We start from the raw sequence: 15,740 nt of genomic DNA on the forward strand, positions 1-15,740 counted from the left end.
GGGGGGCGGGAGGGCGCCGATCGTGCCGTCGCCCGTGCGCAGGGTCCGGCTGCTCGGGCGGTCCGCGAGCTCGCCGGAGTCCTGGAGCCGGACGGTCGCGCGGGCACCCTGGGGCACGGACTCCGCCGCGCTCGGGGCACGCTGGCCGATCAGCCGCTCGGTGGCGGTCGCCGCCGGTGCCGTGCGCCCGCCCCGGCGGTCGGCGAAGTGACCGTCGCCCAGCAGCTCCGCCCGGCGCTTCAGCTCCGCGCCCAGCGCCTGCGCGAACTCCCGCATCCGCACCGGGTCCGAGGCGACCAGGTGCTCGGTGACGTGCGGCAGCTCCGTACAGGCCGCGAGGCCTTCACCGCGCTCACCGCCCGCCCCGTCCACCAGGAGCAGGCCGAGCCGGTCGGGGCGGCCGCCGGCCGCGAGCGAGGCGGCGATCGACCGGAGCAGCTCCGTCCGCCCGCTTCCCGCGGGGCCCTCGATCAGCAGGTGCGGCCCCTCGCGGGTGAGGTCCACGGCCAGCGGACCCCGCGGTCCCGCGCCCAGGACGGCGGTGCCGTCCCCGGCGGAGGCCCAGCGGGCCATCAGCGAGGCGGGGGTGGCGCGGGCGAGACCGAGCTCGTCGAGGAGGCGGGAGGACGGCGGCAGCGCGGAGGCACGCGCGCCCGGAGCCGCCGTCGTGTCCGTGCGCAGCGGGGCGAGGGCACGGCCGAACCGCTCGGCCCAGGCGACGGAGACCGCGTCGACCACGCCGACCGTGCCGTGGCCGGCGACCCGGCCGCCCGCGGTCCTGAGCAGCCGGAGGGCGGTGGCCACGTCACCGCTGAGGAGCGCGGCGGCGCCGCACTCGCGGAACGCGAGGGACGCGGCGCAGGCCGTCTCGTAGGTCGCGGCCACCGGGGAGACCGGGGAGGCCGAGGGAGCCTCGGCGAGGCACAGCAGATGGATGCCGGCCGCCGCTCCGGCTCCGGCCAGCCGCGCCACCGTTTCGCGCAGGGCCGCCGAACCGGGGTCGCCGTCGACGACGACGACGGTCGCCGGACCCTCGTACCCGGCCGCCGCCTCGGCGACGGCGGCGCGGTCGGCGCTGGGCCAGCCGGGACCCAGCGGGCCGTCGTCGAGCCGCCGGGTCAGCTCCGCCGTACGGGCCTGGGCCTGCTCGCGGTCGTACGCCAGGAGCAGTCGGCAGTCCTGGCCGTGGGCCGGCCGGACGTGTGGGAGCCAGCCGAGCCAGCCCCAGGACCGGCGCCGCTCGTCGAGCGAGCGGTTCCGGTCGGCGCTGATGAGCACGATCTCCAGGTCGGAGGGGGAGTGCAGGGCGGCGAGCTGGGCGACGACCGAGCGGGCGAGGCCCGCGAGCCGGTCGGCGGGCCCGGCGAGGCCCAGCGAACCGGCCTCCCGCAGGCCCACGGTGACGGGGACGCCGGAGAGGTCGGCGCGGTCCGTGGTGCCGAGCCGGACCACCAGGGCCTCGGGGTGGTCCTGGCCGCGCTCCCAGAGCCGGGGGCCGGGGCCGAGGGCGGTGAGCAGGACGGTGGCGGGGTCGGGCCAGGTGTCGGCCCGCGGCACGGGCGCGGGGGAGCCGTCCGGGGCGACGGAGCCGGTCCCGGCGACCGTACGGCCGTCGGGTGCGGTGCGGGGGCCGTCGGCGGGCGACGGGAGTTCCTCGCGCCCGCCGGCCAGCCGCCGGGCCCAGGCGCCGAGGCCCCGCTTGCCGCCGCCGCCCGCGCGGGGGGCCGGGGGAGCGTCGCCGCGGGCCGGCCGGGTCCTGCTGTGGGCCTCGCCGGTGTCGGTGCCGTCGTCGGGGTGGTCGCCGGTCCGGGTGTGGCCGGTGCCGGAGGAGTGCGTGCCGTACGCGCCGCCCCGGCCGTACGGCCCAGGGTGCGGGTCGTCGGGGAATCCGTCGAGCGGGATGCCGCGCGCCCCGCCGTGGGTGGTGTCGTCGGCCGGGTCGCCGGCCGGTGTGCGGGGCACGCCCGCGTGGGAGGGCCGGTCGCCCGGCTCGGCCGGGCCGCGGTCCCCGGGCAGTGCGACGCGCAGGTGGCCCTCGCCGTCCGGGGCGGTCGCCCGGGCCTCCGTGCCGAGGAGGTCGTCCTCGGGGCCGGTCAGCCGGAGGGCGGACTCGCCGAGGCGCAGCAGCGCGCCCGGCCGGAAGGCGACCGGGCGGGCGCCGACCGGGGCGCCGTCGAGGCTCGTGCCGTTCGTCGAGCCGTGGTCGGCGACCGTGACCCGGCCGTCCTCGCCGACGGTCACGGTGCAGTGCGCGCGGGAGACGTCCGGGTCGTCGAGCGGCACGTCGGCGTCCACGGAACGGCCGATTCTGATCGCTCCGCCGTGCAGCAGGTGCACCCCGCCCGCGTCCGGGCCGGCGACCACGTGCAGCCGCGCCGCGGCGCCCTCGCCGCCGCGGTCGTCGGGGCCGGGGACCTGGAGCGAGAGGACCGCGCCGTCGACCAGCGGGGGCTCGCCGAGCACGCAGCGGCGCCCGTCCAGTCGCTCCGCGCCCGCGTAGAGCACGACGGTGCCCGAGGCGGAGGCCTCGGGGCCGGTGACGGCGGCGGAGAGCTGGGAGGCCACGGCGGCCAGCGCCGTGCCGGCGGGGGCCGTGACGAGCACGTCGCAGGTACGTCCGGCGCCATGGCCGGCGTACGGCGCGAGGACGGTCAGCCGGATCTGCATCGCCGTCAGCGGTCCCTTCTGCGTGCTGCCCGGCAGGGGGACCGCCCTGTGACTCCCCCCACCCGGCACGGACGCGTCGCCCGGTACAGGTCGGCACGGCGCGGGGGCTCCGACCCCACCGATGCGACGTGCTGGAGGCATCCTCGCACCTGCCACCGACAACCCGCCCCCGGGTCGGCCGGAAGTGATCTTGAATGGTCGGCTGTGGACGCAAAAGTGCCTGGTTGAGCATGCCTTCGGAACATGCCCGGCAACCGTCCCGCCCGTGGAAGCGTCTTCTTTCGGACAGACCGGACCCGGCGGGACCCCTCAGAACGCCTCAGGACCCCGCAGAACCCGTCGGGGCCCGGTCCGGCGAAGGAACGTGTCGGCACCGGCGCCGCCGCCGACCGGTCCGCCCCCGGCGGCGGGCCGCGGCGCGACGGCGTCGGAATCGGCCTGTGGACGACCGGCCTGTACCCCGTTCGGCGGCACTAAAGTGGGTCGGACACCTGGACGGGTCACAACACATGACAGGGACCCCGGGAACACCACCGGACCACGATCAGCAGGGAGCGCGTGACGTGCGGCCTATCGGCAGCAAGTACCTGCTCGAGGAGCCGCTCGGCCGCGGCGCCACGGGCACCGTCTGGCGAGCCCGCCAGCGGGAGACGGCGGGCGCCGAGGCGGCCGTGCCCGGCCAGCCCGGCGAGACCGTCGCGATCAAGGTCCTCAAGGAGGAGCTGGCCAACGACGCGGACATCGTGATGCGCTTCCTGCGCGAGCGGTCCGTGCTGCTCCGGCTCACCCACCCCAACATCGTGCGCACCCGCGACCTGGTCGTCGAGGGCGATGTGCTCGCGCTCGTCATGGACCTCGTCGAGGGCCCCGACCTGCACCGGTACATCCGGGACAGCGGCCCGCTCACCCCGGTCGCCGCCGCCCTCCTGACCGCCCAGATCGCCGACGCGCTCGCCGCCAGCCACGCCGACGGGGTCGTCCACCGCGACCTGAAGCCGGCCAACGTGCTGCTCGCCGAGCAGGGCGGCCAGATGCACCCGATGCTCACCGACTTCGGCATCGCGCGCCTCGCGGACTCCCCGGGCCTGACCCGGACCCACGAATTCGTCGGCACGCCCGCGTACGTGGCGCCGGAGTCCGCCGAGGGCCGTCCGCAGACCTCCGCCGTCGACATCTACGGTGCCGGCATCCTGCTCTACGAGCTGGTCACCGGCCGGCCCCCGTTCGCCGGCGGCAGCGCCCTCGAAGTCCTCCACCGGCACCTCAGCGAGGAGCCCCGCCGGCCCTCGACCGTGCCCGGGCCCCTGTGGACGGTCATCGAGCGCTGCCTCAGCAAGGACCCCGAGCGGCGGCCCAGCGCGGTGAACCTCGCGCGCGGTCTGCGCGCGGTCGCCGCCGGCATCGGCGTGCACTCCACGCCCGCCCAGATCGAGGCCGCCGAGGGCGTCGGCGCGCTCCTCGCCCCGGACCCGGCGCCCGCGCCCGTCCCGGACACTCCCGGGACCGGGGCCGCGGACCCCACCCAGGTGCTGCCCAGCGGCGCCGGGATGCCGCCGCGGTACGACCCCGCGGGCGCGACCAGCGTCATGCCGACCAGCGGAGCGCCGGGCGCCGCCGACCCGACGGCCGTCATGCCCCCGGTGCCGCCGCAGTCGCCGCAGTCGCCGCAGTCCGGGCAGGCCGCGCAGTCGGAGGATCCTCACCCCTGGCAGAGCCAGCTCCGCGCGGCCCGCGACCGCAACGAGCAGACCCAGGTCCAGTACCTGGACCCGAGCCAGGACCCGCTGCGCCGCCGCCCGCAGCGCCAGCAGCCCCCGCAGGACCAGCGCCCCGGCCAGTACGGGCAGCAGGGCGGCCAGCAGGGTCAGTACGGGCAGCAGCCGCCGCAGTCGCAGTCGTACCAGCAGCGCCCCGCGCAGCAGCGGCCGCAGCAGCCGTACCCGCCGCAGCACCAGCCGCAGCAGTACGCGCCGCCGCCCGCGGCGCAGCAGTACGCGCAGCCCCCGCAGCAGCAGTACACCCCGCCGCAGCCGCCGCCCCAGGCCCCGGCGCCGGCCCGGCGGGAGCCGCGTCCGCCGCGCCAGCGCAGCGCCAACCCGGTGCGGATCCCCGGCCTCGGCTGCCTCAAGGGCTGTCTGGTCATGATCGTGCTGTTCGTGGTCGCGGGCTGGCTGGTCTGGGAGCTGACCCCGCTCCAGGACTGGATCGCCGAGGGCAAGAGCTACTGGGAGGCGATCGGCGACGGCATCGCGAAGGTCACCGACTGGTTCTCCTCGATCGGGAAGGCCGCCGACTCCACCGGTGCTACCGGCGGTAGCACCGGGCAGTGACCCCGTAGGACCACGCAATACTGCCGATTTATCGACTTCCGAGGGGTGATTTCCCCTCGGAAGTGACGTCCGGCGGCTGCGGACGCGTAACTTTGCACGCGAACCGCAGCCGCTGAGGGAGCAGTCTTGGCACGGAACATCGGCAGCCGCTACACCACCCACCAGATCCTGGGGCGGGGCAGTGCAGGAACGGTGTGGCTCGGCGAGGGGCCCGAGGGTCCCGTCGCCGTCAAACTGCTGCGCGAGGACCTGGCCTCCGACCAGGAGCTCGTCGGCCGCTTCGTCCAGGAACGGACGGCCCTGCTCAGCCTCGACCACCCCCGCGTGGTCAAGGTCCGCGACCTCGTCGTCGACGGCAACGACCTGGCCCTCGTCATGGACCTGGTGCGCGGCACCGACCTGCGCACCCGCCTCGACCGGGAACGCAGACTCGCCCCCGAGGCCGCCGTCGCGATCGTCGCGGACGTCGCCGACGCCCTCGCCGCCGCGCACGCCGCCGGCATCGTCCACCGGGACGTCAAGCCGGAGAACATCCTGCTCGACATGGAGGGGCCGCTCGGCCCCGGCGGAGCGCACCCGGCCCTCCTCACCGACTTCGGCGTCGCCAAGCTGATCGACACCCCCGGCCGCACCAAGGCCACCCGGATCATCGGCACCCCCGACTACCTCGCCCCCGAGATCGTCGAGGGCCTCCCGCCCCGCGCCGCCGTCGACATCTACGCCCTCGCGACCGTCCTGTACGAACTGCTCGCCGGCTTCACCCCCTTCGGCGGCGGCCACCCCGGCGCCGTACTGCGCCGCCACGTCACCGAGACCGTCGTCCCGCTGCCCGGCATCCCCGAGGAGCTGTGGCAGCTGCTCGTGCAGTGCCTGGCCAAGGCCCCGGCCTCCCGGCTGCGCGCCTCCGAGCTCGCCGCCCGCCTCAAGGACGTCCTGCCCATGCTCAAGGGCATCCCGCCGCTCGACGTGGACGAGCCGGACGCGGAGCCGGCCTCGGAGGCGTACGAGGAGGAGGCCTACGCGACCGGCGTCGGCGCGGGCGAGCCGGGCCCCCGCCGGGCCGCCGTCCCGCTCGTGCCCGGCGCCTCCGCCGACTCCCACCGCGACACCCACACCTCCATGCGGGTCCCGGCACCCGACGAGCTCTCCGGCGGTCCCCTGGGCACCGCGCGCGCCCCGCGCTCCGCCGGGGCCCGCCGGCCCGGCTCGGCCCGCCACAAGGCCGGGGCGGTCCGCAAGCGCCGGATCACCCTCGGGATCGTGGCCGTGGTGGTCGCGGGCGCCCTCGGCGCGGGCGGTTATGTGGCGCTCTCCGGGGACGCGGACGCCCCGCCGCGGGACTCCAGGCCGTCCTCCCTGCCGTAGCAGCGGCGGCGAGCCGTTACGCTGGACGCGTGGCAGTCGTCGATGTATCCGAAGAGCTGAAGTCCCTCTCCTCGACCATGGGGTCGATCGAGGCCGTCCTGGACCTCGAGAAGCTGAGGGCCGACATCGCCGTGCTCGAAGAGCAGGCCGCGGCCCCGTCCCTGTGGGACGACCCGGAGGCGGCGCAGAAGATCACGAGCAAGCTTTCGCACCTCCAGGCCGAGGTCCGCAAGGCCGAGACCCTGCGCGGGCGCATCGACGACCTCGGGGTGCTCTTCGAGCTCGCCGAGGAGATGGACGACCCGGACACCCTCGCCGAGGCCGAGACGGAGCTCACCTCCGTCCGCAAGGCCCTCGACGAGATGGAGGTCCGCACCCTCCTCTCCGGCGAGTACGACGAGCGCGAGGCCCTGGTCAACATCCGCGCCGAGGCCGGCGGCGTCGACGCCTCCGACTTCGCCGAGCGGCTCCAGCGCATGTACCTGCGCTGGGCGGAGCGCCACGGCTACTCGACCGAGATCTACGAGACCTCGTACGCGGAGGAGGCCGGCATCAAGTCGACCACCTTCGTGGTGAAGGCGCCGTACGCCTACGGCACGCTCTCCGTCGAGCAGGGCACCCACCGTCTGGTCCGCATCTCGCCCTTCGACAACCAGGGGCGCCGCCAGACCTCCTTCGCGGGCGTCGAGATCCTGCCGGTCGTCGAGTCCTCCGACCACGTCGAGATCGACGAGTCCGAGCTGCGCGTCGACGTCTACCGCGCGTCGGGCCCCGGCGGTCAGGGCGTCAACACCACCGACTCGGCCGTGCGCATCACGCACCTCCCGACCGGCATCGTCGTCTCCTGCCAGAACGAGCGCTCGCAGATCCAGAACAAGGCCAGCGCCATGAACGTCCTCCAGGCCAAGCTCCTCGAGCGTCAGCGCCAGGAGGAGCGGGCCAAGATGGACGCGCTGAAGGACAGCGGCAGTTCCTGGGGCAACCAGATGCGCTCGTACGTCCTGCACCCGTACCAGATGGTCAAGGACCTCCGTACGGAGTTCGAGGTCGGCAACCCGCAGTCCGTCCTGGACGGTGAGATCGACGGCTTCCTGGAGGCCGGTATCCGCTGGCGCAAGCAGCAGGAGAAGTAACGCCCGGAATCACGCGCGTTCGGGCCCCGCACCCTCGTGGTGCGGGGCCCGTCGTCGTTCTCCGCGGGAGCTCCGTCCGGTCAGCGGATTCGCTGACGCAAGCGGAAACGTGGTGGTCGGGGAGCTTTGTCGACAAGGGAACGAGCCGCGTGGGGCCCGGAGTTCTGGGTTTACGTCACAGTTGCATCGCCGTATGTAGGACACATGGTGATCTTTCGGGCATCGCACGCGCAACGACCTTGACGCCTCATCGGAAACTCGGAAGGGTGACGTACTGGCATGCGCATTTCTGGGGCGCGTGCGAACGGGGGCCGGCCCAGTTGGGAGCCGCCTCTGTCGCGTGCCCCGAGCGCTGCCCCATGACGAGTTGAGCTACTGGGGGTAGCAGCCAGATGACCAAGCAGATGCGAGTCCGTATCGCGCGGATCGCCGCCGGTGCGGTGATCGCGGCCGGCGCGTCGCTGACGGCGGCGGGCGCGGCACAGGCCGTCGACATGTTCGGTGAGACCCCGGACCCGACGCCCACCTGCATTCCGGGCACCGCGGGGTGCCCGGATCCGGAGCCGACGCCCACGGAGACGGAGACGTCGGACCCGGAGCCGACCGAGACCGAGACGTCGGACCCCGAGCCCACGCAGACGGAGACCTCGGACCCGGAGCCCACCCAGACGGAGACCTCGGACCCCGAGCCGACCCAGACGGAGACCTCCGACCCGGAGCCCACCCAGACCGAGACCTCCGACCCCGAGCCCACGCAGACGGAGACGTCGGACCCGGGCCAGACCACCAACCCCGGCCCCGGCCCGTCCACGGACCCCGGTCCGGGCTCGACGGACCAGCCGACCGACCCGGGTGACGACAACACCGGCAACGGCGGCACCGGCGGCGACACCGACAACGGTGACGCCGGCACCTGCACCGTCGACCTCGACGGCGCCGAGTGCGTGGACAGCGGCAACAGCAACACCGACACCAACAACGCCGGCTCGCAGCCCGTGCAGCAGGGTCAGGCGAAGGAGGAGCTCGCCGAGACCGGTGCGGCCGAGACCTCGTTCCTGATCATCGGAGCCGCGACCATGATCGCCGGCGGCATCGGCTTCCGTATGCTGCCGCGTCTCGTCTCGGGCGGCAACGCCGCCGTCTGATCCGGACGCGGGCGGGGAGCCGTCCGTGTGACGGACAGGGCATGAGGAAGGGCCGGGGAGACGCTCCCCGGCCCTTTCCCGTGCTTCCGGCTCGTGTGGACGCCGTGCGGTCCCGCTAGACCGTACGGACCGCCGCGAGCAGGGCGATCGCGGCCAGCAGGGCGATCGCCAGCGTCAGCAGCATCGCGGGCGACAGACCACCCTGGGGGGTCAGTCGCTCGCGGTTCGCGCGGCAGACGGGGCAGCGGCCCTCGGCGACCGGGGCCGCGCAGTTGGCGCACACCAGTCGGTCGTAGGTCATGCGCTCTCCTCCTCCCGCACCGGATATCACACACGACAACGTCCGAAGGGGTCCGGACGTTCCCCCTACCACTCTGCCAGCTCCACGGCGTTTCGGCGCGCCCCACCGGATCGCGGCCGTTCCGTCCGCGAGGGCGAAAAGGATAAACGTCGCAAGCCGGAACCGCGACTGCGCGGGTCTTCCCCGGTCGCGTAAGGTCACGCTCACCTACTCCCGGCCGACCGTGGTGCATTCGTGATCCGATTCGACAACGTCTCCAAGTCCTATCCGAAGCAGAACCGCCCCGCGCTCCGGGATGTATCCCTGGAGATCGAGAAGGGGGAGTTCGTCTTCCTCGTCGGTTCGTCCGGCTCCGGAAAGTCGACCTTCCTGCGGCTGCTCCTGCGTGAGGAGCGCGCCAGCCAGGGCCAGGTGCACGTCCTCGGCAAGGACCTGGCCCGGCTCTCCAACTGGAAGGTGCCGCACATGCGGCGCCAGCTCGGCACCGTCTTCCAGGACTTCCGCCTCCTCCCGAACAAGACCGTCGCCGAGAACGTGGCCTTCGCGCAGGAGGTCATCGGCAAGCCGCGCGGCGAGATCCGCAAGGCCGTGCCGCAGGTGCTCGACCTGGTCGGGCTCGGCGGCAAGGAGGACCGGATGCCGGGCGAGCTCTCCGGTGGTGAGCAGCAGCGCGTCGCCATCGCCCGGGCCTTCGTGAACCGCCCGATGCTGCTGATCGCCGACGAGCCCACCGGCAACCTCGACCCGCAGACCTCGGTCGGCATCATGAAGCTGCTCGACCGCATCAACAGGACAGGGACCACCGTCGTCATGGCGACCCACGACCAGAACATCGTCGACCAGATGCGCAAGCGCGTCATCGAGCTGGAGAAGGGCCGTCTGGTCCGCGACCAGGCCCGCGGCGTCTACGGTTACCAGCACTGAGCAGGTAGGGGACTCAACACACCATGCGCGCTCAGTTCGTGCTCTCCGAGATCGGTGTCGGTCTCCGGCGCAATCTCACGATGACGTTCGCCGTCATCGTCTCCGTGGCCCTCTCGCTCGCCCTGTTCGGCGGTGCGCTGCTCATGCGCGAGCAGGTCAGCACGATGAAGGACTACTGGTACGACAAGGTCAACGTCTCGATCTTCCTCTGCAACAAGGCCGACGCGGCCTCGGCGGCCAAGTGCGCCAAGGGCGCGGTCACCGCGCAGCAGAAGGAGCAGATCGAGGCGGACCTGAAGGAGATGCCCATCGTCGAGACCGTCCTGCACGAGACGGCCGACGAGGCGTTCAAGCACTACAAGGAGCAGTACGGCGACACCGCCATCGCCTCCGTCGTGACGCCGGACCAGATGCAGGAGTCGTTCCGGGTCAAGCTCAAGGACCCGGAGAAGTACAAGGTGGTCGCCACCGCCTTCGCCGGCCGTGACGGCGTCGAGTCGGTGCAGGACCAGCGGAACATCCTGCAGAACCTGTTCGACCTGATGAACGGCATGAACATCGCCGCCCTCGGCGTCATGGGGCTGATGCTGGTCATCGCGCTCATGCTGATCGTCAACACGGTCCGCGTCTCGGCCTTCAGCCGCCGCCGCGAGACCGGGATCATGCGGCTCGTCGGCGCGTCCAGCTTCTACATCCAGATGCCGTTCATCATGGAGGCGGCGTTCGCCGGACTCCTGGGCGGCGCGGTCGCGTGCGTGCTGCTGCTCGTGGGCCGGTACTTCCTCATCGACCACGGCATCGCGCTCGCCGAGAAGATGCAGCTGGTCAACTTCATCGGCTGGGACGCGGTCCTCGCCAAGCTGCCGCTCGTGATCGCGATCGGGCTCCTGATGCCCGCTATTGCGGCTTTCATCGCTCTGCGCAAGTACCTGAAGGTGTGAGAAGAGACCACTGACGGTGAACGGCGTCGTACGGGCAAAGCCCGTGCGGCGCCGTCGTCTTGTCCTAGAGTGGGCGTCATGCCGACCGGCACCGACCTTCTCTGTATCCGGCCTCGCGGAGTACTCCGTGGGGCCGTTCTGACGTTCGTCTTCACCGGCGTCCTCGCCACCGCCGCCGCCACCGGCTCGCTGCCCCGGCAGGACGCGGGGGCCGGCTCCGCGGCGGCGACCCTGCGCGCGGGGAAGGCCGCCCAGGGCTCCGGCACGGTGGACAGCGCCGCCCTGAACCGGGCCGCCGCCGACGCCATGGCGGACGGCAAGTCGGGCAAGCAGGCGGCCGAGGAGTTCGTCAGCCGCAGCGGGGACCGCTGGGGCGCGGTGTACGACAAGCGGGAGTACGCCGAGTTCGAGCAGGCCCTCGACGGCGCCTACACCGGTGTGGGGCTCTCCGCCGGCCGGGCCGCCGAGGGCGGGATCCGGGTCACCCGGGTGCAGCGCGGCGGCCCCGCCGAGCGGGCCGGACTCCGCGTCGACGACCGGCTCGTCGCCCTCGACGGACGCCCGGTCGAGGGGCTCCCGGTCTCCGAGGTCGTCGCGCTCCTGCGCGGCGACGGCGTGCCCGGCTCCGCGGTCGCCCTCCGTGTCGAGCGGGGCCGAGCCGCCTGGACCCGGACCCTGCACCGGGCCCGGCTCGCCACCGACCCGGTCACCGTCCGCCGCCTCGACGACAAGACCCTGATGATCCGGGTGGCCGCCTTCACCAAGGGCGCGGGCGCCCGCGTGCGGGACGCGGTACGGGACGCCCCGGCCGGCACCGGGGTCCTCCTGGACCTGCGGGGCAACGCCGGCGGACTGGTCGCCGAGGCCGCCGTGGCCGCCTCCGCCTTCCTCGACGGCGGGCTGGTCGCCACGTACGACGTGCGGGGCGAGCAGCGCGCCGTGTACGCGGAGGGCGGCGGCGACACCGGGCGGCCCCTGGTGGCGCTGATCGACGGCGGCACGATGAGCGCGGCCGAGCTGCTCACCGGCGCCCTCCAGGATCGGGGCCGGGCCGTCACGGTCGGCTCCCGCACCTTCGGCAAGGGGTCGGTGCAGATGCCGAGCGCCCTGCCGGACGGTTCCGTCGCCGAGCTGACCGTCGGCCACTACCGCACCCCGGCCGGGCACGCGGTGGACGGCCGGGGCATCACCCCCGACCTGACCGCCGGGGAAAGGGCGGAGGAACGGGCGAGGACGGTATTGAGTGGCCTCGGAGGGGGCTCGTAGTGCGAAAATGACCGCACTATGGCAAAGGGACTCGTGAACGTGCAGGGCAAGCCTGCGAAGAAGAACCAGGACAAGGCGCCCGAGCGCAAGATCATCGCGCAGAACAAGAAGGCGCGCCACGACTATCACATCGTCGACACCTACGAGTGCGGTCTGGTGCTCATGGGCACCGAGGTGAAGTCGCTGCGGATGGGCCGCGCCTCGCTGGTCGACGGCTTCGTGCAGATCGACCGGCACGAGGCGTGGCTGCACAACATCCATGTGCCCGAGTACATGCAGGGCAGCTGGACCAACCACTCGGCGAAGCGGAAGCGCAAGCTGCTGCTGCACCGGGCGGAGATCGACAAGCTGGAGTCGAAGGCGCAGGAGACGGGTCACACGATCGTGCCCCTCGCGCTGTACTTCCTGAACGGCCGGGTCAAGGTCGAGATCGCGCTCGCCAAGGGCAAGAAGGAGTTCGACAAGCGTCAGACCCTGCGGGAGCAGCAGGACACCCGCGAGACGAACCGGGCCATCGCGGCGGCCAAGCGCAGGCAGCGGGCGGCTCAGGCCTCGTAGCGCCCGCGCCGCCGCCCGGCGGCCCGGCGCGGCAGCGGGTAATACGCTGGCGACAGCGCCCGCCGGTCACGTACGATGGGTCGTGCCCACCTCGCGAGGGGTGTGCTTTGAAAAATCAACATGGGGATGATCGGTTTCGACAGCGGATACCGATGCAGGGGAAGCGTGTCGAGGAAGCGGCAATGATCTCGTAAACCATATGTCGCAACCAATAATCGCCAACTCCAAGAGCGATAACTCCCGCTTCGCCCTCGCTGCCTAATTTTAGGTAACGACCAGAAGCCTCTGTGAGGAGCGTCAGCCCGGGGATGGTCCCGACCCGGATCCTGGCGTCATCAAGGGATCTAAACCTCCTGCCCCGGTCACGGGGGCAGGGGGGAAATCAAACAGTGACTGAGCCCGTCGGAGACTTGTCCGCGTGATCTCCGGGGCTGAGAAACTCGTAGCGGACTGCGCACGGAGAAGCCCTGTTTCCGTACCGTTGGACGCGGGTTCGATTCCCGCCATCTCCACCGAGCGTCCAGGAGGCCCGCCTCCGGGACACCTCATCCCATGTGGGCGACGGCCCGGCAGTCATCGACTGCCGGGCCTTCGTCATGCCCGGGCGTCGGCCCGCGCCGCCGCGCAGACGACCAGGGCGAGGGCCGCCGCCGCGGCCGGGACGAGGAAGCCGAAGGCGGCGAAGGGGGCGTGGTCGGCGGCCCAGCCGCCGGTGGCGGAACCGGCCGCGATACCGCCGAGGAGGGCGGTCACGGCCAGTGTCATGCCCTCGTTGAGCTGGGACGGCGGGGTCAGGCACTGCACCAGCCCCATGCCCGTCACCATCGTCGGGGCCGTCGCCATGCCCGCCAGGAGGAGCCCGGCGGCGAGGGCGGCCGTCGACCCGGTGGCGGCGGTGAGCAGCGGCATCGTCATCAGGACGGCCATCGCGGCCAGGCAGGTGCGGAGCCGGACCGTGCGGCGGGCGCGGCCGTAGAGCAGGCCGGCCGCGCAGGAGCCGGCGGCCTGGAGGGCCAGCACCGGGCCGGCGACGGGCCCGTCCACGAACGCCACGGTCACCACCTCCATGGAGCCGAAGACCGCGCCGGTGGCCAGGAAGACCGCCAGGAGCGGGGCCATGCCGGGGGCGCGCAGCGGGGAGCCCGCGGCGGTGCGGGGGGAGACCGGCGGCTCGGTGGAGCGCTGCGCCGCGAAGATCAGGACGCCGGTGAGGAACAGGGCGGCGCCGGCGAGGGTGCCGGCCTCGGGGAAGAGCGTCGAGCAGAGCACCGCGGCGACGACCGGGCCCAGCATGAAGCAGAGCTCGTCGGTGGCCTGCTCGAAGGCGTTCGCGGTGTGCAGGGCGTCGCGGTCGCCCCGGAGGAGGTGCGCCCAGCGGGCCCGGGACATGCCGCCCGTGTTGGGGGCGGTGGCGGTGAGCGCCGTGACGGCGAACAGTGTCCAGGCGGGGGCCTGCTCGTGGACGCAGAGGAGCAGGACCAGATGGCCCAGGACCGCGTGGACGGTGGCGGGGACCGCGATCCGCGCCTGGCCGTACCGGTCGACGAGCCGGGCGATCCAGGGGGCGGTGAGGGCCCCGGCGGCCATCCCGGTCGCGATCACGCCGCCGGCCAGCGCGTAGGAGCCGTACGCCGCCGCGATCATGATCACGGCGCTGACGCCGAACATGCCCATGGGCAGCCGTGCGATCAGGTTGCCGACGACGAAGGCGGGGGCGCCGGGGACGTCGAAGAGGCGGAGGTAGGGGTTGCGGGAGGCGGTCCGGCGACCGCCGCGCGGGTCGCCGGCGGGAGTGGCGTCCCGGCCGCTGGTTCCAGTGGGGCCGGTGTGGTCGTGGTGGCGGGGGGCGAGGCCCGGGCCCGCCGGGGTGAGGAGGAGGTCCGGTTGCGGCATGGATCAAGGCTCGCCGGAGGGGGCCGGGCGGGTCCAACACCTGTTCGGTGGTCATTCACGCGGTCCTGTTGTTAAATGCGGCGATGTCCTCCTCGGTGCCCTCGCCGCCCTCGCCGCCCTCCTCACCCTTCCCCGCACCGGCGTCCGCCGCCCCGCGCGACCTCGACCCCCGCCTCCTGCGCGCCTTCACCGCCGTCGCCGAGGAACTGCACTTCACCCGCGCCGCCGCCCGCCTCTACCTCGCCCAGCAGGCCCTCAGCCGCGACATCCGGCGCCTGGAGCGCGAGACCGGCACCGAACTCTTCGTACGCACCACCCGGCAGGTGTCCCTCACCGCGGACGGCGAGCGCCTCCTCCCGTACGCACTCCGCGTGCTGGCCGCCCACGACGAGCTGACCGAGGCCTTCCGGGCCACGCCCCGGCCCCTCCTCGTCGACCTCAACAGCCCCGGCCTCGCCCCCGAGGAGGTGCTGCGCCGGGCCCGCGAACTCGCCCCGGACCACGAGCTGATGGCCCGCTACGAGAGCGGACTCACCGGCGCCGTACGGGAGATGCTCGCCGGACGCATCGACACCTCCTTCGGCCGGTACGGCGGACTCGACGCCGGGCTGCGGGCGCGCCTCGACTCCCAGTTCGTGCGGTACGAGCGGATGGCCGTCATCCTGCCCGACGACCACCCCCTCGCCGCCCGGCCCGAGGTGCCGCTCGCCGCGCTCGCCGGGGAACGGGTCTACGCGGGCGCGGGGAACGACCGGACACCCGAGTGGACCGACCTCGCCGCCCGGCTCTTCGACGGCCGCGGCATCGGGATCGCCCCGCCCGCGCCGCTCGCCGTGGGCAGGGAGGAGTTCCGCCGCATCATGGCCAAGCACCGCACCCCGGTCCTCGCCGTCGTCGACTTCCCGCCCATGCCGGGCTCCGTGCTGCGGCCGCTCGTCGACCCCGTACCCCTGTCACCGCTGAGCCTGGTGTGGCGCAAGGGGCTCCGGCATCCCGGGCTGGACGCCCTGCGTTCCGCGGCCGCCGAGATCGGCGCCCGCGAGGGCTGGCGGCACCGCCCGGCCGGATCCTGGCTTCCCGAGGACGAGCCCGGCCTGCCGGCGGCGCCCCAGGGCCTGTGAGCGCCCCGGCCCGGTGAGCGCCCCATCCTCCGAGCGCCCCGGGCGCTCACAGGGCCCGCGCACGCCGGGTGAGAGCAAGGTTCCGCCGCCGTCACC

General features: G+C 73.5%; 12 protein-coding genes and 1 other RNA gene. 10 read left to right on the forward strand and 3 right to left on the reverse strand.

All coding sequences use genetic code 11. The annotated features are described in order from the left end of the window. On the reverse strand, nt 1-2,667 hold a 2,667-nt coding region (locus EAO70_RS17910), incomplete at its 3' end, for an FtsK/SpoIIIE domain-containing protein (protein ID WP_148005206.1). A 563-nt stretch (nt 2,668-3,230) separates the two neighbouring features. Between EAO70_RS17910 and EAO70_RS17915 the strand changes: the two genes are divergently transcribed. The 4 genes from EAO70_RS17915 (at nt 3,231) to EAO70_RS17930 (ending at nt 8,640) form a co-directional block, all read left to right on the forward strand. Further along, nucleotides 3,231-4,997, forward strand: coding sequence for a serine/threonine-protein kinase (locus tag EAO70_RS17915; protein ID WP_148003944.1), 1,767 nt, complete (start codon nt 3,231-3,233; stop codon nt 4,995-4,997). A gap of 126 nt (nt 4,998-5,123) precedes the next feature. Then, the gene (locus tag EAO70_RS17920; RefSeq protein WP_148003945.1) at nt 5,124-6,362 is read left to right on the forward strand and encodes a serine/threonine-protein kinase; all 1,239 of its coding nucleotides are present in this window, start codon (nt 5,124-5,126) and stop codon (nt 6,360-6,362) included. A 29-nt stretch (nt 6,363-6,391) separates the two neighbouring features. Then, the gene (prfB, locus tag EAO70_RS17925; protein WP_148003946.1) at nt 6,392-7,495 is read left to right on the forward strand and encodes a peptide chain release factor 2; all 1,104 of its coding nucleotides are present in this window, start codon (nt 6,392-6,394) and stop codon (nt 7,493-7,495) included. A 392-nt stretch (nt 7,496-7,887) separates the two neighbouring features. Further along, nucleotides 7,888-8,640 carry an LPXTG cell wall anchor domain-containing protein gene (locus EAO70_RS17930; protein WP_148003947.1) on the forward strand — a complete coding sequence of 251 codons (753 nt, stop codon included), beginning with the start codon at nt 7,888-7,890 and terminating at the stop codon, nt 8,638-8,640. 115 nt (nt 8,641-8,755) lie between these two features. Here the strand turns inward: EAO70_RS17930 and EAO70_RS17935 are convergent, their stop codons facing one another. Then, nucleotides 8,756-8,941, reverse strand: a complete 186-nt coding sequence (locus EAO70_RS17935) for a hypothetical protein (protein WP_030324454.1) — start codon at nt 8,939-8,941, stop codon at nt 8,756-8,758. Between the two features lie 234 nt (nt 8,942-9,175). Here EAO70_RS17935 and ftsE point away from each other — a divergent pair, with 234 nt between their 5' ends. From ftsE to ssrA, 5 genes are all read left to right on the forward strand, one after another. Further along, a complete protein-coding gene (ftsE, locus tag EAO70_RS17940) occupies nt 9,176-9,865 on the forward strand; it encodes a cell division ATP-binding protein FtsE (protein ID WP_030223113.1) in 690 nt (229 codons plus the stop codon). 23 nt (nt 9,866-9,888) lie between these two features. Further along, nucleotides 9,889-10,806, forward strand: coding sequence for a permease-like cell division protein FtsX (ftsX, locus tag EAO70_RS17945; protein WP_148003948.1), 918 nt, complete (start codon nt 9,889-9,891; stop codon nt 10,804-10,806). Between the two features lie 78 nt (nt 10,807-10,884). Next, nucleotides 10,885-12,072: a S41 family peptidase gene (locus EAO70_RS17950; protein WP_148003949.1), complete on the forward strand. Its 1,188-nt coding sequence runs from the start codon at nt 10,885-10,887 to the stop codon at nt 12,070-12,072. Between the two features lie 18 nt (nt 12,073-12,090). Next, nucleotides 12,091-12,630: an SsrA-binding protein SmpB gene (gene smpB, locus EAO70_RS17955; RefSeq protein ID WP_261992929.1), complete on the forward strand. Its 540-nt coding sequence runs from the start codon at nt 12,091-12,093 to the stop codon at nt 12,628-12,630. Between the two features lie 122 nt (nt 12,631-12,752). Beyond that, nucleotides 12,753-13,145, forward strand: a transfer-messenger RNA (tmRNA) gene (ssrA, locus tag EAO70_RS17960). 79 nt (nt 13,146-13,224) lie between these two features. On the opposite strand, the gene EAO70_RS17965 is transcribed toward ssrA, so the two are convergent. Continuing rightward, nucleotides 13,225-14,523, reverse strand: a complete 1,299-nt coding sequence (locus EAO70_RS17965) for an MFS transporter (protein ID WP_261992930.1) — start codon at nt 14,521-14,523, stop codon at nt 13,225-13,227. 47 nt (nt 14,524-14,570) lie between these two features. Between EAO70_RS17965 and EAO70_RS17970 the strand changes: the two genes are divergently transcribed. After that, nucleotides 14,571-15,644, forward strand: coding sequence for a LysR family transcriptional regulator (locus tag EAO70_RS17970; protein WP_261992931.1), 1,074 nt, complete (start codon nt 14,571-14,573; stop codon nt 15,642-15,644). Nucleotides 15,645-15,740 lie beyond the last annotated feature (96 nt).

Source organism: Streptomyces sp. adm13(2018) (genome assembly GCF_008042145.1).
Classification (GTDB): Bacteria; Actinomycetota; Actinomycetes; order Streptomycetales; family Streptomycetaceae; genus Streptomyces.